Raw genomic sequence first — 22,341 nt, forward strand, 5'->3', positions numbered from 1 at the left:
CGCATCAGACCGCGACGAGCTCCTGCTGGCGGTCCGGCGCGTTGACCTTGGGCTTCTTGTTCGGCAGCGACAGCCGGAAGACCTTGTGCCACGCGGAGAACACCTGCTTGGGCAGCGGCCCGGTGACGTACTCCAGCTCGTACTTCTCGAACAGCGCGCGCACCTTCACCGCGACCTCGGCGTACCGGTTGCTCGGCAGGTCCGGGAACAGGTGGTGCTCGATCTGGTGCGACAGGTTGCCGGTCATGAAGTGCATGGCCCTGCTGCCGCTGATGTTCGCCGAGCCCATCATCTGGCGCAGGTACCACTGGCCGCGCGTCTCGCCCTTGATCGACCGGCGCTCGAAGACCTTCACGCCCTCGGGGAAGTGCCCGCACATGATCACCGAGTGGGTCCAGATGTTGCGGACCAGGTTCGCGGTGAACGTGGCGGCGAGCGTCGGGAGGAACGACGGTCCCGACAGCAGCGGGTGGATCACGTAGTCCTTGAGCACCTGCTTGCGGATCTTGCGGCCCACGGCCTTGGCCCGCGCGCGGAACTCCGGGTCCTTGCGGCGGCGCTTGCTCAGGTTCTTGCCGAGCTCCAGGTCGTACGCCGCGATGCCGTACTCGAAGAAGCAGGCGTTGAGGAAGTTCCACAACGGCTGACCGAGGTGGAACGGGTGCCACCTCTGGTCCTCGTCGACGCGCATGATGCCGTAGCCGAGGTCGTTGTCCTTGCCGATCACGTTGGTGTACGTGTGGTGCAGCTCGTTGTGCGAGTGCTTCCACTGCTCGGACGGCGAGACGTGATCCCACTCCCAGGTGGTGGAGTGGATCTTCGGGTCCCGCATCCAGTCCCACTGGCCGTGCAGGATGTTGTGGCCGATCTCCATGTTGTCCATGATCTTGGCCACGGACAGACCGGCGGTGCCGATCAGCCACGCGGGCGGGAAGATCGAGAACAGCAGCACTCCCCTGCTGACCAGCTCGAGCTTGCGCTGCGCCGAGATGACCTTGCGGATGTAGGCGGCGTCCTTCTCGCCGCGGCCGGCGATCACCTCGTCGCGGATCGCGTCCAGCTCGCGGCCGAGCTCCTCGATCTGCTCCGCGGTCAGGTGGGCGGTGGGGTCGATGGCGGTCAAGGTGCTCCTACCGTTCGATGTCGCAGGGGCCCGCCGCGGCGGACACGCAGGTCTGGATGAGGACGCCCGGCTCGGCCTCGGTGATCTCGCCGGTGCGCAGGTCGCGGACGGCGCCCGCCTTGAGCGGCGTGACGCAGCCGAAGCAGATGCCCATGCGGCACCCGGAGGGCATGAGCACGCCGGCCTCCTCGCCGATGTCCAGCAACGGCGTGGCGCCGTCAGCGCCGACGGTCTTGCCCGTGGCGCTGAACGTGACCTCGCCGCCGTCGCCGGCGACGACGACGCTGGCCCGGAAGCGTTCGGTGTGCAGGCGCTCTCGTACGCCGTGCTCGGTCCAGTGCTCTTCGGCGGCGTCGAGCAGGCCCGCGGGCCCGCAGGCCCAGGTCTCGCGCTCCGCCCAGTCGGGCACGAGTTCGTGGAGACGGGCGATGTCGAGCATGCCGTCCGTATCGGTGTGCACCTCGGTGAGCCGCAGCTTCTTGTCCGCGACCAGCTCGTGCAGCTCGCTGCGGAAGATCACGTCTTGCGGCTGTGGCGCGCAGTGGACCATGACGGCGTCGTCGAACTCGACGTCGCGCAGCATGCCCATCACGGGCGTGATGCCGCTGCCGGCCGTCAGGTAGAGCACCTTGGCGGGCTTGGCCTGCGGCAGCACGAAGTCACCGGTCGGCTGGTCGAGCTGGATCAGCGTGCCCGGTTTCACCCTGCGGACCAGGTGGTTGCTGACCTTGCCGTCCGGGATCGCCTTCACGGTGATCGTGACGCGGCCGTCCTGGCGGTTCGTCGGCGAGGTGAGGGAGTAGGCACGCCACAGGCGCACCCCGTCGACATCGACCCCGATCCGCATGTACTGACCGGCTGTGTGGCCGCGCCAGCCCCGTCCCGGCCTGATCACGATGGTCGCGGCGTCACCCGTCTCGGGGTGCACGGCCTCGATGCGCCCCCGCAGGTCGGCGCCCGCACGCAGCGGGCTGACCAGGTCGAGGTAGTCCGACGGCAACAGCGGCGTCGTGACCATCTCCAGCAGTTTCCACGCCCTGCTGCGGAGGGCTGTACTCGTCATGACCCCAGCTTGCTGCGCCTCAAGGCGTAAAGTCCTGACCACAGGACGTAAATCTGGTCGACTGAATTGTTCGCAGGGAACAAAACGTGAGTCATGCAATCAGGAGGGCCGGCGAGCTGGCCCTGGATGAGACGACGGTCACCGTACTTCGGGCCGCGCTGAAGACGACCGCCGACGAGGTCGTCCAGGCGATCATCGACGAGGTCCCTCCCTACGCCAACGCCCTCTCGGGCCGCATGGGCGCCACCATCCGCCGATCCGTCCGTACCGCCCTGGGGCACTACCTGGACCTCGCGAGCGGGAACGCCACGGGCGGCGACGCCGGTGACGCAGCCTACGAGCTGGGCCGCGGCGAGGTGCGCGACGGCCGCTCGATGGACGCCCTCCTCAGCGCCTACCGCGTCGGCGCCCGCGTGGCCTGGCGATGCCTGGCAGCGGGTGCCGTACCCGTAGGTCTGCCCGCCGCCGATGTCGCCAAGTTCGCCGAGCTGACCTTCGCCTACATCGACGAGCTCTCCGCCGCGAGCGCCGCGGGCCACGCCGACGAACTGGCCGCCCGGGGCAGGGCCCACGAGCGCCACCTGGAACACCTCGCCCGCGATCTCCTCGCCGACGCGAGCCCGGACGTGCTGCTCGCCTCCGTTCAACGCGCCGGGTGGCAGCCTCCGGCTTCGCTGACCGCGGTCCTGCTGCCCGCCGCCCAGGCCCGGCCCGCCTACCGCACGCTCGACCCGAGCACCCTGGTCCTCGACGATCTGCCGGACGTCACCGGTGTGCTGCTCGTCCCCGATGCCGACCGATCACATCTCTTGCGGCAGCTGACCGACCGCACCGCCGTGGTCGGCCCGCCCCGGCCGTGGACCCGCGCGTCCGCCTCGTACGCACGAGCCGTACGCGCGCGCTCCCTCTCCCCTGATATTCGCGACACCGAGGACCACCTGCCCGAGCTGGTGCTGAGCGCTGACGCGGACGCGTTCGCAGACCTGCGCGCCCGAGCCCTCGCGCCGTTGCGGACCTTGCCCGCCGCGACCGCACGGCGGCTGGAGGAGACGTTGCGGGCGTGGCTGCTGCACCAGGGCAGGCGGGACGAGGTGGCGGCGGCGTTGTTCGTCCATCCCCAGACGGTCCGGTACCGGATGTCGCAGCTGCGGGAGCTGTTCCCGGATCTCGCATCGCCACAGCGGGTCCTCGAACTGACGCTGGCCGTCGGTCTTCGGGTCAGCTGACGCGTATGCATTGGGGCCCTGGGAGGCCGGGGCCCTACGGGGCGGGGTGCTGGGAGCGGAGGGCCTCGTCGACGAGGAGTCCGGCCGCGCCCGTGTAGGTGAGGGGGTCGCACAGCGCGGTCAGCTCGTCCGCCGTGAAGTGCGCCTTGAACTCCGGATCCTCCCAGAGCACTTGATACAGCGGCCGTCCGCTCAGATCCGCGGTCTCGGACGCACGGCTCAGGGCCAGTTTTGCGGCGGTCCTGCCGATCCGCGGGGCGAGTGCGGCCGCGATGCGTTCGGAGGCCGTCAGACTGCCGGTCACGGCCAGGTTGGCGCGCATCCGGCCGGGGTGGACGTCCAGGCCCTCGACGAGCTCGACGGCGGTGTGGGCGGCACCGCCGGCCAGCCGGAGGCATTCGCGGAGCAGGAGCCACTCCGCGTGCCAGGCGCCGGCCGAGCGCTCGTCCTCGGCGAGCATGCACTGGGTGAGGGCGCCCGCGAGGGCGGGTACTTGCAGGGCGGCGCTGCGGATCAGGGTGGCGAGGACCGGATTGCGTTTGTGGGGCATCGCCGAGGAGCTGCCGCGACCGACGGCGCCGGGCTCGGTGACCTCGCGGACCTCGGTCCGGGTGAGGGACTGGATGTCGACGGCGATCTTGCCGAGCGCTCCGGTGATGAAGGCCAGTACGGCTGCGAGGTCGGCGACGGGCGTACGCAGCGAGTGCCAGGGCAGGATCGGGGCGGCCAGCCCGGTCTCCTCGGCGAACGCGGCGACCAGTGCGCCGGGGTAGGCCGCGGCCTCTTCGTGTCCGTCGATGCGCGCGTACTCGAGGTACCCGGCCAGGGTGCCGGCGGCGCCGCCGAGGGAGACGGGCAGGCCGGTGGCCAGCAGGACGTCGAGGCGGTGGACGGCGTCGAGCAGCAGTTGCCGCCACCCGACCGCCTTGAGCCCGAAGGTGACGGGGACGGCGTGCAGGGCCAGGGTGCGGCCCGCCATGGGGGTGTCGCGGTGTTCGGCGGCCAGCCGGGTCAGCGCCCGGCAGGCTCGGGCGAGATCGACCCGGACGATTCCCAGGGCCCGCGCGGAGACCAGCATGGCTCCGGTGTCGAAGATGTCCTGGCTGGTGGAGCCGCGGTGCACGTACTCCGCCGCGGCCGGGTCGGTCTCGGCCACGGCCCGGCCGAGGGCGGCGACCAGCCCCACGACGGGATTGGCCGTCTCGCGCGCTTCGACGGCGAGGCTCCGCAGGTCGAAACGGTCGGCGCGGGCCGCGGCGCCGATGGCGATGGCCGCCTCCGGGGCAACGGTGCCCAGCCTCGCCTGCGCGCGGGCCAGCGCCGCTTCGGCGTCCAGCATGGCCTGGAGGTAGGCGTGGTCGCTGACGGCGGCCTCGACGGGAGTCCCGGCGCGGACCGGGGAGAGCAGGCCCGTATCGAAAGGGGTGATCGTCATGCGTCCACCTTGGTGGGGAGGGGCACCACCGGTGCCGCGGGTTCGACGGCCGACGCGGCCAGTGGCAGGAGGGCGAGGACGGTGCGGGCGATGGCGTCGGAGTCGCCGAGGGTCACGGAGTCCACGCCCGGGCGGATGCCGGCCGCCGTGACCCAGTGCACCGACTCCGTGGGGACCCCGTAGGCGAACCGGCGGGGATGGGCCCGACCCTGGGCGTCGAGCAGCCGGTACGGGCGCTCGGCGACGGCGAGTCCGCCGGTCTGGTGGACGTGGCCGCAGCCTCCTTCGATCCGGTAGGGAACGCACTGGCCGACGCTCAATAGTTGCCGCAAGAGCGGGTCGGCGGTACGGAGCAGGTCCGGCTCCGGCAGGCGGGCCTCGATCAGCACCCGTGCCCGGACGGGCGGTCCGGGGACGGTCTCGGATTCGGCGACGAAGGCGGGGGCCGCAAGATGCGCGGGGTCGGCGGAGGAAGCCGGGAAGGCCGCGGAGCCCTCGCCCTCGTCGACGCGGATGCGCGTGCCGGGACCGATCAGGTGCAGGGTCCCTGCCTCCATCAGCGCCTTCATCTCCTCGACGCGCGACAGCGGCGGGCCGATGGACAGGTACGCGTTCAACGGGGTGTACCAGCCGGCGAGTTCGTCGCGGTGGGAGGTTCCGTCCAGGCCGCCGTGGTCGACGGCGAGGCGGATCTCGTTGCGCAGATCGCGCAGTACGTCCAGGGCCGCCTTGAGCGGGCTGGTGACGTTTCCGTCCCTGGCTTCGCGGATGTCCCAGGCCAGGTATTCCAGGAGCCAGTCGCGGAAGTCCGCGCGATCGGCGAAGGTGCGGCCCACGTAGGGGCGAGCCACCTTCTCCCAGTCCCAGCGCACGGTGGACTCGATGTCCAGGGAGTCCAGCAGGGAGGCCTCGGCGTCCTCGCCGGCCGACAGGAACTTCTCGGTGAAGGCGGGCCGGTCGGCCTCCCGGCCCCGGGCGGTCAGCAGGGCCTCGTAGTACACGCTGCGGACCTCTTTGGAGATCAGCGGCCACAGATCGGTGCCGAAGTGGACGCGTGCGCCGTGCCGGCCTCGGGCGCGCAGCCCCGCGATCACCTCGGCCGTGAGCAAGCGTGGGGTGTGGCGGCCGTACGCGCCCTTCTCGTTCGCCCCGCGGGCCTGGTACGGGATCCCGCGCCGGGAGGTCGCGTAGAGAAGGGGCTCGCGGCCGCAGGACTCGTAGACCAGGCGGCCGTCCCGGCGGTGGAAGGTGCCGCCCCGACCGGCGGTGAGCAGTGCCACATGGTCAAAGAAGTTCAGCCCGAGACCGCGCAGCAGAACGGGCTGGCCCGGCTCGATGCGGCTGAGGTCCACGTCGGCGGGGTTGGCCGGGGGTAGGTAGGACAGGCCGTGTTCGGCGGCCTGGTCGGCGAGCTGCTGCTGGGCGGGGGTGAGGAAGGCGGGGACGTGGCCCTGGGCGAGGATCACGGCGTCCAGCCGGGTCAGGCGGGTGCCGTCCTCCAGGCGGAGCGACTGCAGACCGCCGGTGCTCGGCCCGTCCTCGGTGAGGGACAGCGCGCGCGAGCGGTGGACGCGCACCGTGATGTGGGTGGGAGCGGTGTTCACCGTGTGCTGGAAGGCGTCGCACAGGTACCTGCCATACAGGGCGCGGGTCGGGTACGAGTCCGGGCCGAGGGCGCGCGCCTCGGTGACCGTTTCCTCGTCGTGGTCTGCTCCCGTGCCCGAGCCCGTGTCCCTACCGCTGCTGCTCGCCGCCCCGTGGGCCCAGTCGTACAGGCTGGGGCCGGGTTCGATCGGCCCGTCGATCGTGACGCTGCGGTCAGTGAAGACGGTGACCTGCGAGGCGACCGTGTTCATCAGCAGGTGGCGGGACTGGCCGGTGCGCCAGACGGCGCCCGCGCCGGGCTCGGCCGGGTCCACGACGTGCACGATGAGCGGGACGGTGGACTCGGTACGGGAGTTGGCGCACAGCCGCTCCAGAACGGACAGCCCGCGGGGGCCCGCGCCGACGATGGCTATCTGACGGGGCGCCGAGGTCATGAGGCCTTCTCAGCGCCCGCGGTACGGACTTCCGTACGCGAGGCGGCGACGTCCTCGATCACGCCCTCGACCGGGGTGCGCAGCGGGGAGAGCCAGGCGACCCCGGCGATGACCAGGCGAAGCAGACCGCCGACCGCGATGATCAAGTACATGTTGTGGAAGGCCGATTCCAGGGCGCCGGCCAGGAGGGCGGAGACCGGAATGGAGGCGAAGGCCAGCATGCGGGTGCTGGCGACGACCCGGCCGAGCAGTTCCCGGGGGACGATCTCCTGGCGGAGGGTGAACCAGGCGACGGGGTTGATGGAACCGAGCCCGTAGAGCACGCCCCAGATGGCGCCGATGGCCAGCGGGCTGCGCATCGGGATCAGCAGCAGGGTGCCCAGACCGGCCACCGCCGTGGTGGTGATCAGGATCCGGCCGGGCGCGTACTTCTGCACCAGCCGGCCGGCGACCGCCGCGCCGAGCACCGCGCCGACACCCTGGGCGGCCAGTACCACGCCGATCACCTGGGGGCTCATGTGCCGGTAGGTGGTCAGGTAGAAGATGAAGTTCGCCTGGATCAGCCAGATCGCGAAGTTGGTGCCGGTGAACATCAGCGAACCGGCCGCGAGAACCGGGTTCCGGCGGAAGACGTACCGCAGGGCCACGCGGACGTCCTGGACGAAGGTCGCCTTGGGCGGCGGGGTCCGCTCGCCCTTCTTCGCGGTGGGCCTGATCAGCAGGATGGCGATCGCGGAGACGGCGAACGTGGCCGCGTTGACGTAGATGGTGGTCTGGTAGCCGAGGAACATCACCAGACCGCCCGCCGCCGCGGGGCCGATCATGCTCATGACGTTGTCCCCGGAGTGCATCCAGCTGTTGGCCGGGCCGAGCCGGTCAGCCGGGACCACCTCGGGCAGGAAGCTCTGGAACGCCGGGTGGTAGACGGGCTCCACGCAGGCCAGTAGGAAGGCCGTCAGATAGATCGGCCACAGCGCCGTGCTGCCGGTGGACACCAGCACGGCGAGCGCGGTGGCGATGACGGCGGCGGTGAGGTCGCCGAAGACGAGCAGCTTGCGGCGGTCGAAGCGGTCGGCGAACACCCCGCCGGGCAGGGACAGCAGCAGGAACGGAATGAACTCCACCGCGTAGACGGCGCCCGTGCTCAACGCGGATCCGGTGAGCTGGAGCACCAGCAGGGGCAGGGCGAGCCGGTAGAGCCAGTTGCCCAGTGAGGACGTGAGGTAGGCGATCAGCAGGGTGTAATAGCGGCTTCCCACGGGCGCTTCTCCAGATAGTCGTTCGCCGGCCGTTCGTCCACCGGTCAGGATTCGGCGTCGGCGCGCAGGAGCCGGGCGAGTTCCGCGTACGGGAGCCGGGACTCGCCCGAGATGGCCGCCGACGGGCCTCCGTCGGCGATGGCCGCGTACGCCCGGCGGGCCTGGGCCAGTGCCAGCCGGTACAGCCCGGATCCGGTGGAGACCCTGCGCACTCCGAGCCGGGCCAGTTCGCCCAGCGCCGGGAGTCCCGGGCTGAGCAGCAGATTGAGCGGGGCACCGTCGACCGCCTCCACGAGCCGACGGATGGCCGCCGGAGCCTCCGGCTCGGCCCGGGCCGGGTAGCCGGGGGCGAAGACCCCGTCAGCCCCAGCCGCCAAGTACCGGCGCAGCCGGGCCGTCCCCGCTTCGAAGTGCCGGTGCGGAGGCGTCGCCGCCGGATTCCACCACACGTCCGTCCGTGCGTTGACGAACAGCGGCAGCCCCCGGTCCGCCGCGGCGGACCGGGCCGCGGCCAGCCTTTCGGCGTGCTCGGCCGGATCGGCCAGGGCGCCGCCGTCACCCCGGCCGGGATCGGACAGGCCGTCCTCCAGGTTGATGCCGCTGACCCCTAGGTCCAGCAGCTCGCCGACGAAACGGTGGACACCGTCGGCGTCCTCGGCGTACCCGCGCTCCAGGTCCACCGAGACCGGCAGCGCGGTCGCCGAACGGATCCCCTCCACCGCGCGCAGCAGATCGGCCGGAGCCAACTGCTGCCCGTCACCCACCCCGTGCGCGGCCGCGAGGCCGGCGCTCGTGGTGCCCAGGGCCTTCACCGTGGGCAGGGCCGAGAACAGCCGCGCGCTCGCCACGTCCCACACACAGGGCAGGAACAGCAACTCGCCTGCGCGGTGGAGGGCGTGGAAGGGCGACGGGGCGGGTGCGGCGGAAGGCATCGGGTGGCTCAGGTCGCCGCGACCAGCGGGGCCGACGAGGCGTCCGCGCCGGCCGTGGTGCCGCACACCGGGCAGTCGCCCTGCCGCTCCCAGCGCTCGCTCTCGCCCATGGCGTAGTCCGCGAACCGCAGTTCCATCAGCCGGCCGGCCGCGACCGGCGGAGCGATGCCGGTCACGATCCTGGCCAGTTCGCCGATGAGGAAACCGGTGGTCATGGTCACCAGCGGGCAGAACGCGGCGTTGTCGCCGCCGATCTGGCGGTCCCGCTTCTCCTGCAGCAACTGTCCGGAGACCTCGTCGGAGGCGAAGGTCTGACGCCGCCAGCACTCGATGCAGCCGGTCTTGCCGGGCAGCATGGTGTAGTACACGGCGCGTTGTGTCTCCAGCCCGCCGGTGATCAGCGGCACTCCGGCGCGTACGCAGGCCTCATTGACCCAGTTCGCGATCTCCATCTTGGGCCGGTCCGCCACGGAGATGCACACGTCCGAGCCCTCCAGCACACGGGCCACGTCCTCGACGGAGGAGATCCTCAAGTCGACCGGCTCGATGTCGATGTGCGGGTTGAACTGCTTCACCCGCTCGACCGCCAAGTGTAGCTTCTCCTTGCCGATGTCTCCCTCCCGGTACAGGATCTGCCGGTTGAGATTGGACAGCTCCACACGGTCGAACTCCACCGCCCGCACGTGGCCCACGCCCATCGCTGCCATGTCGAGCAGGATGTGCGAGCCGAGACCGCCCAGGCCGAGGAGGGTGACACGGCAGTCGCGGAGCCTGCGCTGCAGCTCGTACTTGTTGTCGTCCATGCGGGCGAACGAGCCGAAGAAGTTGATGTTGCGTTCCCAGCGCTTCAGTTCGTGCGCTTCGAGGATGCCGTCGGCCGTCTGCTGGTCGTCCAGAAGAAACCTGGCCTCGTCGAACTGGGCCAGGGCCTCGTCCACGTCCTGACGGGTCACCTCGGGGAAATCGGCGCTCAGTTCCTTGTGCACCTCGTCGGTGGTGCGAGTGCCGTCCAGCAGCGCGAGCAGGCGGCGGATGGCCCCGGTCGGGTCGGCGATCTCGGTGACCTCGCCGTAGCCGCCGATGAAGATCGTCTCGCCCGAGCCGAAGGTGGGCGAGGTGTGCTTGAGCTGGGGCCTGCGTGTTCCGGCGGGGGGCATCGTCGTATTTTCCTTCCGCGATACTGAACCGTGAGACGGGCCGGAGTCCGTCCCGTCCGATGACCTCCGCGGGGGGGGGGTGGGGCCCCCCCCCCCCGCGGGGTTGTGAAGAGCGAGGGGTCAGAGCCCCTCGGAGGAGGGGGGTCAGCCCTCGTGCGACTGGCCGGCAACGCTGGCCTTGCGGGTGGTCATGGCAACGGACATAGTGGACACCTCCTCTTCGTTTCGTGCGGACTGGAGGGGCCGGGGCCCCTCGAGCGAGGGGGTTCAGCCCTCGTGCGACTGGCCGGCAACGCTGGCCTTGCGGGTGGTCATGGCAACGGACATGGGGATCACCTCCTTTCGGTCCTTCTAGATCTCGGATATCCCACGTTCCGCTCAGCGCGGGACATGGAAGTCTGTGAGGGAGCGCAGCTCGTCCAGCGAGAGCGCCAGATGCGAGACGGCTCCCCGCCACGCGTCGCCGTGCCGTCCGGCGACCATGGCGAGCAGGTCCGCGGGTTTCCGGGTATCACCCAGCCGGAGCATCTCCGTCAGCCGCGAGCCGAAGCCCCGGGGATCGGCCTCGAAGTGGCTCAGCAGGGTGAGTGCGGACAACTGGCCGTAGACGTAGGCGTAGTTCGAACCGGGTGCGGTGAACAGCGAGCCCAGGTAGCTCCACCACTGGCGGTACTCCTCGGTCAGCCGCACCGCGGGACCGTAGAGTCGGCGCTGCCCCTCGGTCCACACCTCGTCGATGTGTTCCAGGTCCAGGGCTTCCCCGTCTCGCGCCCGCTGGTGCAGCGTCACCTCGAACGCGTGCAGCGCCGCGTGCCGTCCGATCGCGACCATCTGGTCTTCCAACCAGCGCGCCAGCCAGGCCAGCCGCACCGCGGGATCGGACGCCCCGGCCAGCAGCCGGCGTACCGCCACCGCCTCACAGAACAGCGCGAGGGTCTCGGCCATTACCGGAGCCGGAGTGGCCGCGAGATAAGGCTGGTCGGCGGCCAGCTGGATATGTACGGCATGCCCGAGTTCATGGGTGAGGGTCAGTACGTCGCGGGGCATCCCGGAGAAGATCATGGAAATACAGGGGAGCTGCCCGGGAATGGATTGAGTGAAGGCACTCTGACGTTTTCCGGGACGAGGGGCCGCGTCGATCCTGCCGTTTTCAATCACCCTCAGAGCCAGTTCGGCAAATGTCGGGGAAATTGATTCCATCACCGCCAAGGCGGTGTCCAGCGCTTCGGTCCAGGAAATTCGGGGCGAAGGGGAGCCGACGGGTGCGTACCTGTCGTAGTCGACGAAATCGTCTATCTCCAGCAGCTCTCGCTTGAGGTGATAGTACGAGTGGATGAGCGGCAGGCAGGCGTCGGAGGCCGCCAGGAGTTCGTCGAGCTCTGCCTGCGTGACCTGGTCCAAAACGCGCCGCTCGTACAACCAGTCCGCGCCCCGGAGCTCGGCGCGGGTCTCCCCGTCCGTCACCGCCATCGCCAGGGCGAAGGCGCGCAGTCCGGCTTGGCCAGCCAGTGCCCGGCTGACCGCCGCATGGGCTTCCCGCCGAGCGTCGCGGTCCGCCTCGTACAGGCCCGGGAGGACCTGGCCGATACTGCGCGAAGCTCCGTCCGGGCCGACCGAAATACCGCCCAGCAACTGCTGGGCCAGCCGTTCCCAGCCCTCGCGGCCGGTCGGCAGCAGCCGGGCGAGTACGGATTCCTGCACTTCGGGCAGTTGCCGCGCGCTGCCGGCCCGCACCTTGCCGAGGAAGTTCACGTAGGGGCCTAGGCCGGCCTTCGCGTCAGGATCCAGCGCGTCCGGCTTGCGTGCGCCGAGCTCGGGTTCGAAGAAGGCGAGCGTCGAGGCGAGTTCGGCCCAGGCCCGGTCGCAGCGGGCCACCAAGGGGTCCGACTGGAGGAGGTCGGCGTAGCAGGAAGCTTCCTGGGTTCGCGCGATGCAGTGTTCGTAGCGCCGGATGGCGGCCGCCAGGGAAAGCGGATCCAGGTCCGTCAGCCTGCCGGTGTACTCTTCGGCTATTTCCCGGGTCTCGCGTAATGCCTCGTTCAGTAACTCTTCGACTAATCCCGCGCGCGGCTCCGGGAGGATGGAGGAAATCTCCCAGTGCGGAACGGGTAAATCAGAAGGGAGATCTCCGCGGATCGACACTTACCCCCCCTTCGTTTTCTTCGCCGAGGCCCAGGTGTCCGATATCGGGATACGCTTCTGCACGGGACACTAGGCGAGGGGTCGCGCGGTAGTCAACAGCTTCGTCGCCCCGGGGTAGCGGTTTCGGCCCTCCCTGTTCCACCATCGGCGCAGAGTGGTCACCTAGAGGCAAAATCTAACCATGCTCTCTTCCGTTTCCGCTTTGCGTCACCTCGACCACAAAAGCATCATGCTCAACGCCGCGTAACCAGCACCGAACCAGCACGGGGTGGGTGGCGAGGGTGCTGACGTGGGGTTTCAGGTGACAGCGAACCAGCACCAAACCACCACGGGAATCCGAAGGAGTCCGCTCCTCCTCCATCCCCACACCACAACGACGTCTCCACCCCTGCACGTCGCCAACCCAGTGTCCATCACGCTCTGTACACAAAGACCGAGGAGCTTCCGCATAGGCGGCATCTTCTGTTCTGGGTGGAAAGCTCTGAGCCTCCGCACTCCGACACCGTCCGCTCGCGCCGGTCTTGACTGCCGGACCTCCTCGGGACAGTCCGCAGTTCATCCCCCGGCCCGCGAAGGTAACGGTCCTGCCCTGAGAGCAGGCGTCTTCTCCCAGTCGGCCGGGATGGTGGTGGCGGGGTCGTTGATCAGGCTGTCGACCGCCACCTGGCAGCCGACCGGCCACCCCGGAGCCCGTCCCCTTGCCGAGACGGATCCACCACGACGCGGGCCTTCCTACGTCACAGACCGGTCGCACCGCCCACACAGCCACCCCGAACCCCGCCAACATGGCGCGATGCGCACACACCGCACCATCGCCTTCCTGGCTGTCGCGAGCGCCCTCGCCCTCACCGCGTGCAATCCTCAGGTCGCCAACGGCGGGAAGCCCGCAACGTCCGGCACCCCGGCTGCCACCCCGGCTGTGTCCAGCCCCACCCCCGCTGCCAAGACGGCTACACTGCCCGACCTGGTCGGCAAGGGCCTCCAGACGGCCCAGGACGAAGCACAGCGGGCCGGCTTCTTCGTCCTCACGTCGCACGACGCCCTCGGCCGCGAGCGGCTCCAGGCTCTCGACCGGAACTGGAAGGTGTGCAGCCAGACCCCGGGGCCGGGGGCGGGCATCGACACCAAGACCGCTGTGGACTTCGGCGCGGTCAAGCTCGAAGAAACCTGTCCCGCCACGGACGCGCCCGCCCCGAAGCCCGCGGGCGACGTCATGCCGAACTTCGTCGGCCAGGGCATGAAGGCCGTCCGCTCCGCGCTCCCGGCCAATGCGAGCATCACCGTGAAAGACGCGGTACAGAGCCGCATGATCCTCCAGGAGTCGAACTGGAAGGTCTGCACGCAGGTCCCGAAGGCCAACACCTCGCTCACAGGACAGCCCTTGATCTTTACCGTCGCCAAGACCGAGGAGTCCTGCCCCTAACTCTCTGCACCGGCTGTCTTGGCTCCCACGCGCATCCCTGCCCCTCTGCTCCGGGGAGGTGAATGGACGCTAGCCGGAGCCACTGACAACTCCGGTGGGAGTAGCAAGGCCCGTACAGGTTTCCCGTAAACGGCGGAAGCCTGTCTACCCAGTCGCGGGCCTCGGCCGTTCGCACAGGTCAGGGGCGCATCGTCTCAGCACGCATCAGGTGCCTTCTAAGCACTTGGCCGCAGGTTCGAGTCCTGCCGGGGGCACTCTTTCAGCACCACCCCGAAGCCCTCCCTCGCGGAGGGCTTTCGTGCAGGTCAGGGCACATTAGCGCGGATGCCGTAGCGGCGGCGTAAGCCCGGCCGCGGCCCCTGGCAACGACGGCGGCAGTCCGGCTGAAACCGGCTTCGGACGGCCCGTGACGGCTGTTCTTCCCGAAAACTTCCCGAAGTTCTGCCCCGACCGATCGGCCGGCGAGACCACGGTGGGCAGCTCCTGCGGGCCCTCGACGCGCTTCTGGAGGTCGGCCAACTGTCCGGTGACACATCGGGCATAGGTCGACAGCAGGACGGGGACGCTGTTGCCCGCCCATGCGGCGACCTGAGCCGGGGGGGGACACCGTTGTTCAGCCAGGTCGTCAGGCAGGTGTGCCGCAGGTCGTACACGCGCTTGCCGACGGGCGAGGCGTACTCATGCTCGTCCAGCACTGCCTCGCGGGCCTTGCCCCAGACCCTCCGGAACACAGAGCCGGCGAGCAGACCGCCCTTCTCCCCGGGGAACAGCAGATCCCCGGGTCCGAGCCCGTCACTCTCCACCAGCTCACGCAGGACCACGACGAGCGCTGGATGCGCGGGCACCGGACAGGTGTCACCCACGGCCCGGCCCTTCAGGTGACGGCTCTCGTGAACCTCACCGTCGTCCGTCCACTGGCTGCCGACCTCGGGCTCGGCCGCGTGAGCGAGAAGCTCCCCCCAGCCGGCCTCGGGGAGGGTTGCGTCGGCAACCCGCAGGGCTACGGCCTCCTCCGGGCGGAGACCTGCGTAGTAGAGCGTGGCGAAGAAGGCGCGGAGCCGATATCCGGTACGGGGGCGGCCTCCGATCCAGGAGAGGAGCCGGGCCACCTGGTCAGGGCTGAGCAGAGAACGCTTGTCGATCGCCACTGCGGTCTTGGTCGCGGCACCCTCCTGCCTGCCCTTGGGCAGCAGGTTGACCTGAAGCACCTTCTGGCGGATCGCGTACTTCACGACCACATTCATGATCCGCCGGTCGCGGTTGACCGAACTGGCAGCCGTCGGCGACCCGTCGAGCAGCGTGCCCAGCGCGAGCATGACGCGGTCGACGTACTGAGTGTCTTCCAAGGACTGCACGGGAAGGGAGTTGCGCCGGACCCAGGAAAGGACAGACGCCACCTCCGGCGGGGCCGCCTCGCGGCGCCCCGCGTTGAAGGCGTACTCACGCAGCGCCGTACGGACCTCCACCGGATCGAACCGCTCGGGCAACTGGGCACGCAGAAGTGCGAGGGTGACCTTCGTCAGGGCCCTCGCCGTGCTCTTGCGGTTGTTCGCCGAGATACGCGGCCACTTCATGTCGACGTACTGGAGCGCGAACTCGTACCAGCTGACCTCGGCCGCCGGCGCCGCGTGGGACACGGGCCGACCGGTCTCGCTGTCGAAGGGCTCGCCGTTGTTCGCGGCGGTGAGGAGCGATGCGCGAAAGGAGTCGGCGAGGGCGGCGCGCGTCTTGTAGCTCTCACCGCGCCGCTTCCCGTCAACGGACCAGCGGACGGTGTAGGTGGTGCCGCGCTTTCCCTTGTAGACCTCCATGTCGTACATACGGACCTTGAATGACCTCTGCTTCACGCGTGGTCCTCGCAGTCGGCGAGCCAGTTCTCCAGGTCGCCGCGGCGGATGTGCAGGGCCCCGTTGGGGAGACGTATGCAGCGCGGCGCCCGCCCCTTCTGGCGCCAGTCGTAGAAGGTCGACCGCGCGATACGCAGCTCGGAGGAGAGTTCGTCGACGGTCAGCTTTTCTCCGGAGAGCCGGCCGGCGGAAGCCCTACGGCTACCGACCTCGGCCGGGTGCGTCAGGGCAGGGGGTATCAAGGGAGGGCGCAACAGGGAATTCCTTTCGGCATGGCGCACGAGGACGCACATGCGGGGAGAGATGACGCGGCTGCTCCACCACAGGCAGCCGCGGGGTACTCCCACAACGATCCGGAGAATCCCCGGTTTGGCTGACCGGGGATCCCCTGCTATAAGACCCGGTGCAGGCGCCGCACACCCCACTGGCGAGTTCCTCGACGAGGCCTCGCGAGGATGCATCGAGGGCTCGATCGTCCCATTGATCCGCAATTCGACATTCGCGGATCCACTGCCCGTTGGAGTACCGGGCCGGTCGTACCCATCGCGCCCCCGCAGACGGCCAGCTCCGGACACATACCGAGAACTCGCAGGTCAGTAGGCATTCGACGAGCCCTCGTCGAGGGTTCGCGAGGAATATGCGTCTGGATCTAGGATCTTGGATCCTGGATCATTCCTTACGGGGCGCGAGCGCCAGCGCGGTCCATCGCCCCTGAATGAGCAAATGCATCCGCCCCTTGTGGGAGCTGGACTATTTGGCCAACCGGGGATCCGGCCTTACGGTTATGAACATCCACCACACCTCATAGCCGCTATGGCACTTTGCGGCAGCCCCGTCGGGCGCGTACCGACCTTTCTCCCCTCCCCCGAGGGCAGGAGGCCCGCGCACCTCGATCGGGCCCCAGATCGACGCTGAGGGATTCCACCAGGAACGGGCCCCGCCGACGGATCAGGTGGAAGTCATTCCGCGCGGGCCACACGCAGGCCGTCCCGGTTTCCATGAAGGGTCCGGTCCCCAGTACCGGCTCACCGCCGATCAAGTCCACTGCCGACACCCCCGGGTCCCAAGGGGTCGAGGCTCGGTCCCCAAGCAGTCCCGCTGCTGACGGGGACCGTCCACAGTGCATCGGGGACCGAGTGTCGGGATGCCTGGATGACCGCACGGGAACGGGGACCGGGACCGGAACGGGGACCGGGACCGGAACGGGCCCCCCGCTAGTCAGCCTGGAAATCGACGTTCCCGCAGCTCAAGTCAGCGGCACCCTAGAACTACGGGGGAACCGGGGACCTAGCGGGGACCAGGCGACCGGGATCAACTCCGGTAACCGAACAGCCAACAAGCCGTTCATGAATGGCGTCCATAGCGGCGACTCGCGGCCCAGAGTGCTGGGGACCGTTCAACACGGGACCGTCCAAGGACCGGGCACCTGTTTGGAGGCTCGGTCCCCATCCGGGTCCCGGAGGCTCCTAACGCCTCCCGGCCACCTCTCAGGCCGACGCCAACCAGACCCACGCCATGCCCGGCGGAGTCTGGGGACTGCGGCCGTCGACCAGGCGTCACCAAACCACCCTCACCTGCCCTGACCAGCATGAGGGTGGCCAGAAGGAGGCTTCGCCCCTTCTGCCATCCGACCCGCTCACACAACGCCATCACAAGAGGAGATCCGCATGCCAGACCCGCACGGCCCCGAAGCCACCACCAACCCGCAGTCGAAGAACTCCACCCCAGCTTCAGACGCAGCAAGTTGGAGGTTCGGACACTCCCCCGTCGGGGGCGCGTCCGAACAGGAGCCCGCCCCGGGGGTGGCGGGCTCCGTCCCACGCCAGGGGGCACGGGACGGGAAGGCTGCGGCCGAGGGCGGACCGCAGCCTGCGAAGCGCCGGGGCAAGCCCCGTGCCCGCGCCAAGAAGCAGCGCCCCGCACTCAGCGTCCGTCTGAGCGAAGCCGAGCGCGCACTCGTCTCCGCCGGCGCCGATGCCGTCGAGATGACCGAGGCCGGCTTCGTCGCGCACAGCGCACTCGCCGCGGCCCGCGACCTGAACCGCACCGCTGCCGTCATCGCCACCGAGCAGGACGTCCTCATCACCCTGTTCACCCTGCGCCGCCAACTCGGCTTCGCCAACAACAACCTCAACCAGGCGGCCAAGGTCCTGCACCTGGGCATCACCCCCGAAGGACTCGACGACACCATCGCCGCCGTCCACCGCGCCGCCGAGAACATCCACCGCGTCACCGCCCGCATGACCAACCCCGAAGGAACCCAGACCGCTTGATCCCCTCCATCCACAAACAGGGCGCCAGCACCGCCGGTCTGATCGCCTACCTCTACGGCCCCGGCCGCGCCGAAGAGCACGTCGACCCCCACCTGGTCGCCTCCTTCGACGGCCTCGCCCCCGACCCCGGCCGCGACCCCGGTGCCACCGAGCAAGGCCTCCAGCAGCTCCTCGACGAACCCCTCCACCTCCTCCCCGAGGACACACGACCGGACAACCACGTCTGGCATGCCTCGGTCCGTGCCGCCCCCGGCGACCGCATGCTCACCGACGCTGAGTGGGCGGACATCTCCCGCCGCGTCATCGCCGCCACCGGCATCGACCCCGGCGACGGGGAGGGCTGCCGTTGGGCGGCCGTCCGCCACGCCGACGACCACATCCACCTCATCGCCACCCTCGTACGCGAAGACGGCCACAAGCCCGACCACCACCGCTCCGGCAAACGCGCCCAGGCGGAATGCCGTCGCATCGAGGCCGCCTACGACCTGCACCGCGTGGCGCCCGGAGACGGGACCGCGGCCAAGCGCCCCACCAGCGCCGAACGCCACAAAGCCCAGCGCCAGGGCCGGGACCGTACGGCCCGCGAGGAACTGCGCGAGACCGTCCGCCGCGTCGCCGCGGGTACCGGCTCGGAGGCGGAGTTCTTCGATCACCTCGCTTCAGCCGGCCTCCTCGTCAAGCGCCGGATCGCCCCCTCCGGTGACACCCTCGGCTACACCGTCGCCCTGCCCGAGGACCGCAACAAGGACGGAGCACCCGTCCACTACTCGGGGTCCAAACTCGCGCCCGACCTCTCCCTGCCCCGCCTCCGCGAACGCTGGACGGGCGCACCCACCCGGCCGACGCCCGCCCAGGCAAGCCGTCCCGCAACCGCTCGCCGCCACGCCACGGGAGCCGTCTGGCAGGCCGTTCTCCTCATCGATCACGGTGACGACGGGACCGTAGCCGCCCAGCTCGCCGCCGCCGGCGAAGTCCTCGACGCCCTCACCAAGACCTCCGCCGCCCACACCCGCACCCAGCTACGGCAGGCAGCCACAGCCTTCGAGCGGGCGGCCCGCTCCCACATCCGGGCCGAACGCGGCCAGGACCAGGCCCTGCGCCAGGCTGCCCACGATCTCGTGCACAGCGGTCCGGCCCTGGGGCGGGGCGAAGACGGTGCCACGGCCGCGATGCTGATCGACATGGCGTTCTTCCTCGCCGTGGCTGCATCCGCCTGGCACGCCAAGAAGAACCACGCCCAGCAGGCCGTCTCCGCCCTCCAGGCAGCCGACCATCTCCGGGCTGCCTACGAAGCCGCCGCGGCACAGCCCATGGCCCTCCTCCAGCAGCGGGGCCGACGCATGCCCCGACCCCTGCAGCACCAGCAAGCGGCAGCCCTGCACCACGCCGTCCCCGACCTGGCGGAACAGATCCTGGCCGAACCCGGCTGGCCCGCCCTGGCGGCCACCCTCGCCGACGCCCAGGCCGCAGGCCACAGCCCCGCCGACCTGGTCGCCGAAGCCACCCAGCGCCGGGAGTTGGGCAGCGCCGCCTCCATCAGCGACGTCCTCGTCTGGCGGCTCCGGCACCTCGCGCAGCTACCCGCCGACCCCAGTAGCGCGCCTGTCGGCACGGTGCGCACCGGCAGCATCCAGGCCCCGGCGTACATCGCGCAGACGACCGTCAAGTCCGCCAGTGACAACGCCCGCCGCCGCTGAGACAACCGACAGCAGCACCTCTTATATCCGACGATCCGGGATTATCGAATTCCCGGATCCTGCGGAGCATTGAAGGCACGACCAGCAATCACCCCGCAAGGAATCCCCCCATGCCCAGACCGAATTCCGCACCGGAGTCGTCGCGCCCCATGGGCGGCACGAGCCTCCAGGCCTGACCCGCCGCCCCCGACTGACCCCTCGGCCCAGGGCGCCCGACCGCCCAACTGCGCCTTGCCTGCCCCCAGCGGTCGGAGCGAGCGGCGGAATATAGCCGACGATCCCCGGTCAGCCAAACCGGGGAATCTCCAGACACTTGAAACAACACCCCTTCCCGCACACTTTCGAGGAGCACTCGCATGCCTGAAACCGATATCCGACCCACCGTCGTCGCCCTCCTCTGCGACTCGAACTTCAAATACCGGCGCGACACCAAGACCTGGTCCCACATAGACGGCCGCCCCTTCACCAAGGAGGAGCAGGCCGCCGCCTGGAGCGCCACCCGCTACGAGTTCGAAGAGTTCGCCGGCCAGCACACTCGGTACATGGAGTACCTGCGGACCCTGGAGGAAGCCCCAGACGCACTCCAGCGGTTCCTCGCCCCGTTCATGGAGCGGCTGACGAGCAAGACCCTCGGCAATGCCGTCGAGCTCATGAGCGAAGACGAGAGGGCCGAGCTCGAACGGCTGCTTGGCCTCATGACCGAGGCCCCTCGGCCCTTCACCGCATACACCTTCTGAGCAACGCCACCGGGGCCAACGCGACTCAGCATTGGCCCCGGTGGCATGTCTCACGGGCGTTCGGCCTCGGTGCGGATTGCTGGGGCCAGGAGTTCGACCGCCTCCAGCCAGGGGAAGCGGTCGGCACCTCCGCCGGACTTGGGAGGGTGGGGCTGGTAACTGCTGACCAGGACGCCCATCTCGCGGAGCTCGGCCAAGCTTCTCTGGTACGCCCGGTGAGCGGCGAGGGCGCTGTTCACGTACGGGAGGACCACGGTCGGGACTCCCATGCCGGTGGCCTCGCACAGGATGCCGAGGGCGAGGTTGTCCGCGAACCCGGCCGCCCACTTGTTGACCGTGTTGAAGGTGGCCGGTGCGACGGCGATGGCCTCGGCCGGCGGGAACGGCCTTGCCTCGCCGGGTGAGCGCCACGCCGAGCGGATCGGGTACCCGGTCTGGGCCTCGACAGCCTCGGCATCCAGGAAGCCGAGCCCCTGGGGTGTTGCGACCACACCCACGTCCCAGCCCCGCTCCTGTGCGGCGCTGATCAATCTGCCGACATCGTCAGCCACCCCGGCCGCGCACACGACGACGTACAGGAAGGGCTTGCGCTGCGGCTCGGTCACGCGGGTACTCCCAGTCGGCGGCTGAAGTGGTGGAGCTCTGGCAGCGTACGACGGCGGTCCCGGGCGGCCATGTCGGCGACCAGTTCGCGGACAGCGGGTCGGCGTACGTCCTGGGCGGCGCAGGTCTCCGCGATCCGCAAGGCCTGATAGCCGTCGGCGAGACGACCCTGCTGTGCGTAGGCACGGGCTGTCTCGATCCAGAGGGCAGCTCGGCGCTCGGGGACCGGAATGTGGCGGCGCATGAGCGGGCGGGCCGCGTCGAGGGCGATGCCGGCGTCACCGAAGGACACGGCGGCGCTGATCTGGTGCAGCGTGACATTGGTCGGGCTGAAGTTGGCCCAGACGTCCGGCTCGTCCAGGGCGACGTACTGGGCCACCTCTTTGGCTTCGGCGACGAACTCGCTGGTCGCGGCTCGGTCGCCGGCGCGGCTCGCGGCCGTGACTCCGCGAAGCAGGAGCAGGCCGAGGACGGCGAGATGGTGCGGAGAGCGGCGGTCGTACGAGCCGGTGAGCTGGGAAGCGGTGTGCTGGATCAGCGTGACCGCCTGGCGAGCGTGCTGCTCGCGCACCAGGACGTGCGCCTGGAGCCGGACGCTGGCAGCGAGGACGAGCGGGTCACCGAAGCGTTCTGCCTCGGCCATGGCCCGGCCGACGGCGAGCCACGCCGTACCCGCGTCTCCCCGCTTGAGGAAGAGGCTGGCCGAGGTCTGGTAGGCAGTGGCCAGGAAGCGGGACACCTCCTCCGGCTGCCCTGAACTGCGGGCCGCTTGGCGCAGATCCGTGATCAGGCCGGGAAGCGTTCGCTCCAGCTCCGCGTAGTCGCATGTGGTCAGAAGCTGCCTCACGTTCATGGCTCGCTGCCGAAGCTGTTCCGCGGAGGGCGACTCGCTCGTCGAAGACGGCAGTGCGCCGGGAAGCAGGGCCTGGACCAGGGCCGGATGCGCCTCCGCCACGGGTGCGGGGTTAGCGAGCATGGTGACACTGGCGGCAAGCAGGGTACGGCGGCGCAGCATGTCCTCTGTCTCCGGATCGTCGGGCTCGGCTTCCAGGGCGGTCTCTGCCAGCCCGAGGTGGGCCGGCGGGATCCGCAGGACGCGGGCGACTTCTCGGAGGACTCGGATGTCCTCGGTTCCGCGCCCGCCCTCCAGGCGGCTGATCTTCGACTGGTGGTAGCCCAGATCGGCGGCCACGTCCGCTTGTGAGCGGCCCCGTAAGACCCGCGCTTGGCGGAGCAGCTCACCGATGCGGTGTGCCTCGCCCTGTGTGTCGGCCATCTGCGCCACGGCCCCCTCTGCCGAGACCGATCCTGCCTGCTCAACCAAGCCTAGCGGCCGGGAACTTGCCCGCCATGCACAACCTGCATAAGCGATGCAGCGCCCGCAC

At 69.8% G+C, this 22,341-nt stretch carries 17 protein-coding genes and 1 tRNA gene; 6 read left to right on the forward strand and 12 right to left on the reverse strand.

Translation table 11 applies throughout. The features are described 5' to 3' along the window. Positions 1–4 precede the first annotated feature (4 nt). Positions 5–1,123, reverse strand: a complete 1,119-nt coding sequence (locus ACFXDJ_RS03580) for a fatty acid desaturase family protein (RefSeq protein WP_384656180.1) — start codon at positions 1,121–1,123, stop codon at positions 5–7. 7 nt (positions 1,124–1,130) lie between these two features. Further along, complete coding sequence (locus tag ACFXDJ_RS03585) at positions 1,131–2,186, reverse strand: ferredoxin reductase (protein WP_384656177.1); 1,056 nt, start codon at positions 2,184–2,186, stop codon at positions 1,131–1,133. Positions 2,187–2,272: 86 nt separating this feature from the next. On the opposite strand from ACFXDJ_RS03585, the gene ACFXDJ_RS03590 reads away from it, so the two are divergent. Next, complete coding sequence (locus ACFXDJ_RS03590) at positions 2,273–3,412, forward strand: PucR family transcriptional regulator (protein ID WP_384656174.1); 1,140 nt, start codon at positions 2,273–2,275, stop codon at positions 3,410–3,412. A 34-nt stretch (positions 3,413–3,446) separates the two neighbouring features. Here ACFXDJ_RS03590 and pcaB read toward each other — a convergent pair whose 3' ends face one another. From pcaB to ACFXDJ_RS03620, 6 genes are all read right to left on the reverse strand, one after another. Beyond that, entirely contained in the window at positions 3,447–4,847 is a 1,401-nt protein-coding gene (gene pcaB, locus ACFXDJ_RS03595) for a 3-carboxy-cis,cis-muconate cycloisomerase (protein ID WP_384656172.1), read from the reverse strand. After that, a complete protein-coding gene (locus ACFXDJ_RS03600; protein WP_384656170.1) occupies positions 4,844–6,886 on the reverse strand; it encodes an FAD/NAD(P)-binding protein in 2,043 nt (680 codons plus the stop codon). The genes pcaB and ACFXDJ_RS03600 overlap by 4 nt, the downstream gene beginning before the upstream one ends. Then, positions 6,883–8,145 (reverse strand): MFS transporter, encoded by a 1,263-nt coding sequence (locus tag ACFXDJ_RS03605; protein ID WP_384656167.1) that lies wholly within the window; start codon positions 8,143–8,145, stop codon positions 6,883–6,885. Before ACFXDJ_RS03605 ends, ACFXDJ_RS03600 begins: the two co-directional genes overlap by 4 nt. A 44-nt stretch (positions 8,146–8,189) precedes the next feature. Further along, positions 8,190–9,077, reverse strand: a complete 888-nt coding sequence (locus tag ACFXDJ_RS03610) for an isocitrate lyase/phosphoenolpyruvate mutase family protein (protein WP_384847674.1) — start codon at positions 9,075–9,077, stop codon at positions 8,190–8,192. A gap of 8 nt (positions 9,078–9,085) precedes the next feature. Next, complete coding sequence (locus ACFXDJ_RS03615; RefSeq protein WP_384654596.1) at positions 9,086–10,234, reverse strand: HesA/MoeB/ThiF family protein; 1,149 nt, start codon at positions 10,232–10,234, stop codon at positions 9,086–9,088. Positions 10,235–10,612: 378 nt separating this feature from the next. Further along, positions 10,613–12,376 carry a M3 family metallopeptidase gene (locus ACFXDJ_RS03620; protein WP_384654594.1) on the reverse strand — a complete coding sequence of 588 codons (1,764 nt, stop codon included), beginning with the start codon at positions 12,374–12,376 and terminating at the stop codon, positions 10,613–10,615. 793 nt (positions 12,377–13,169) lie between these two features. Between ACFXDJ_RS03620 and ACFXDJ_RS03625 the strand changes: the two genes are divergently transcribed. Beyond that, positions 13,170–13,799: a hypothetical protein gene (locus tag ACFXDJ_RS03625; RefSeq protein ID WP_384654592.1), complete on the forward strand. Its 630-nt coding sequence runs from the start codon at positions 13,170–13,172 to the stop codon at positions 13,797–13,799. A gap of 164 nt (positions 13,800–13,963) precedes the next feature. Beyond that, a tRNA-Ser gene (locus ACFXDJ_RS03630) sits at positions 13,964–14,053 on the forward strand. 51 nt (positions 14,054–14,104) lie between these two features. On the opposite strand, the gene ACFXDJ_RS03635 is transcribed toward ACFXDJ_RS03630, so the two are convergent. After that, entirely contained in the window at positions 14,105–15,646 is a 1,542-nt protein-coding gene (locus tag ACFXDJ_RS03635; RefSeq protein ID WP_384847677.1) for a tyrosine-type recombinase/integrase, read from the reverse strand. Further along, positions 15,643–15,900 carry a helix-turn-helix transcriptional regulator gene (locus ACFXDJ_RS03640; RefSeq protein ID WP_384654587.1) on the reverse strand — a complete coding sequence of 86 codons (258 nt, stop codon included), beginning with the start codon at positions 15,898–15,900 and terminating at the stop codon, positions 15,643–15,645. The genes ACFXDJ_RS03635 and ACFXDJ_RS03640 overlap by 4 nt, the downstream gene beginning before the upstream one ends. Before the next feature lie 1,548 nt (positions 15,901–17,448). On the opposite strand from ACFXDJ_RS03640, the gene ACFXDJ_RS03645 reads away from it, so the two are divergent. The 3 genes from ACFXDJ_RS03645 (at position 17,449) to ACFXDJ_RS03655 (ending at position 20,353) form a co-directional block, all read left to right on the forward strand. Next, a complete protein-coding gene (locus ACFXDJ_RS03645) occupies positions 17,449–17,919 on the forward strand; it encodes a plasmid mobilization relaxosome protein MobC (protein WP_384654585.1) in 471 nt (156 codons plus the stop codon). Beyond that, on the forward strand, positions 17,916–19,616 hold the full coding sequence (locus ACFXDJ_RS03650; protein ID WP_384847680.1) for a relaxase/mobilization nuclease domain-containing protein: 1,701 nt from the start codon (positions 17,916–17,918) through the stop codon (positions 19,614–19,616). Before ACFXDJ_RS03645 ends, ACFXDJ_RS03650 begins: the two co-directional genes overlap by 4 nt. Positions 19,617–19,972: 356 nt before the next feature. Then, positions 19,973–20,353, forward strand: coding sequence for a hypothetical protein (locus tag ACFXDJ_RS03655; RefSeq protein WP_384654577.1), 381 nt, complete (start codon positions 19,973–19,975; stop codon positions 20,351–20,353). A 50-nt stretch (positions 20,354–20,403) separates the two neighbouring features. On the opposite strand, the gene ACFXDJ_RS03660 is transcribed toward ACFXDJ_RS03655, so the two are convergent. Together ACFXDJ_RS03660 and ACFXDJ_RS03665 are read right to left on the reverse strand one after the other, a co-directional pair. Next, complete coding sequence (locus ACFXDJ_RS03660; protein ID WP_384654574.1) at positions 20,404–20,958, reverse strand: flavoprotein; 555 nt, start codon at positions 20,956–20,958, stop codon at positions 20,404–20,406. Continuing rightward, positions 20,955–22,232 (reverse strand): helix-turn-helix domain-containing protein, encoded by a 1,278-nt coding sequence (locus tag ACFXDJ_RS03665; RefSeq protein ID WP_384654572.1) that lies wholly within the window; start codon positions 22,230–22,232, stop codon positions 20,955–20,957. Before ACFXDJ_RS03665 ends, ACFXDJ_RS03660 begins: the two co-directional genes overlap by 4 nt. Positions 22,233–22,341: the final 109 nt, after the last annotated feature.

It is taken from the genome of Streptomyces sp. NPDC059443 (assembly GCF_042750105.1).
Lineage (GTDB): Bacteria > Actinomycetota > Actinomycetes > Streptomycetales > Streptomycetaceae > Streptomyces.

Coding starts and splice junctions, on each gene's coding strand:
- ACFXDJ_RS03585 (WP_384656177.1), bottom strand. CDS start 2,186: ATGACGAGTACAGCCCTCCGCAGCAGGGCGTGGAAACTGCTGGAGATG.
- pcaB (WP_384656172.1), bottom strand. CDS start 4,847: ATGACGATCACCCCTTTCGATACGGGCCTGCTCTCCCCGGTCCGCGCC.
- ACFXDJ_RS03600 (WP_384656170.1), bottom strand. CDS start 6,886: ATGACCTCGGCGCCCCGTCAGATAGCCATCGTCGGCGCGGGCCCCCGC.
- ACFXDJ_RS03610 (WP_384847674.1), bottom strand. CDS start 9,077: ATGCCTTCCGCCGCACCCGCCCCGTCGCCCTTCCACGCCCTCCACCGC.
- ACFXDJ_RS03615 (WP_384654596.1), bottom strand. CDS start 10,234: ATGCCCCCCGCCGGAACACGCAGGCCCCAGCTCAAGCACACCTCGCCC.
- ACFXDJ_RS03625 (WP_384654592.1), top strand. CDS start 13,170: ATGCGCACACACCGCACCATCGCCTTCCTGGCTGTCGCGAGCGCCCTC.
- ACFXDJ_RS03655 (WP_384654577.1), top strand. CDS start 19,973: ATGCCTGAAACCGATATCCGACCCACCGTCGTCGCCCTCCTCTGCGAC.
- ACFXDJ_RS03665 (WP_384654572.1), bottom strand. CDS start 22,232: ATGGCCGACACACAGGGCGAGGCACACCGCATCGGTGAGCTGCTCCGC.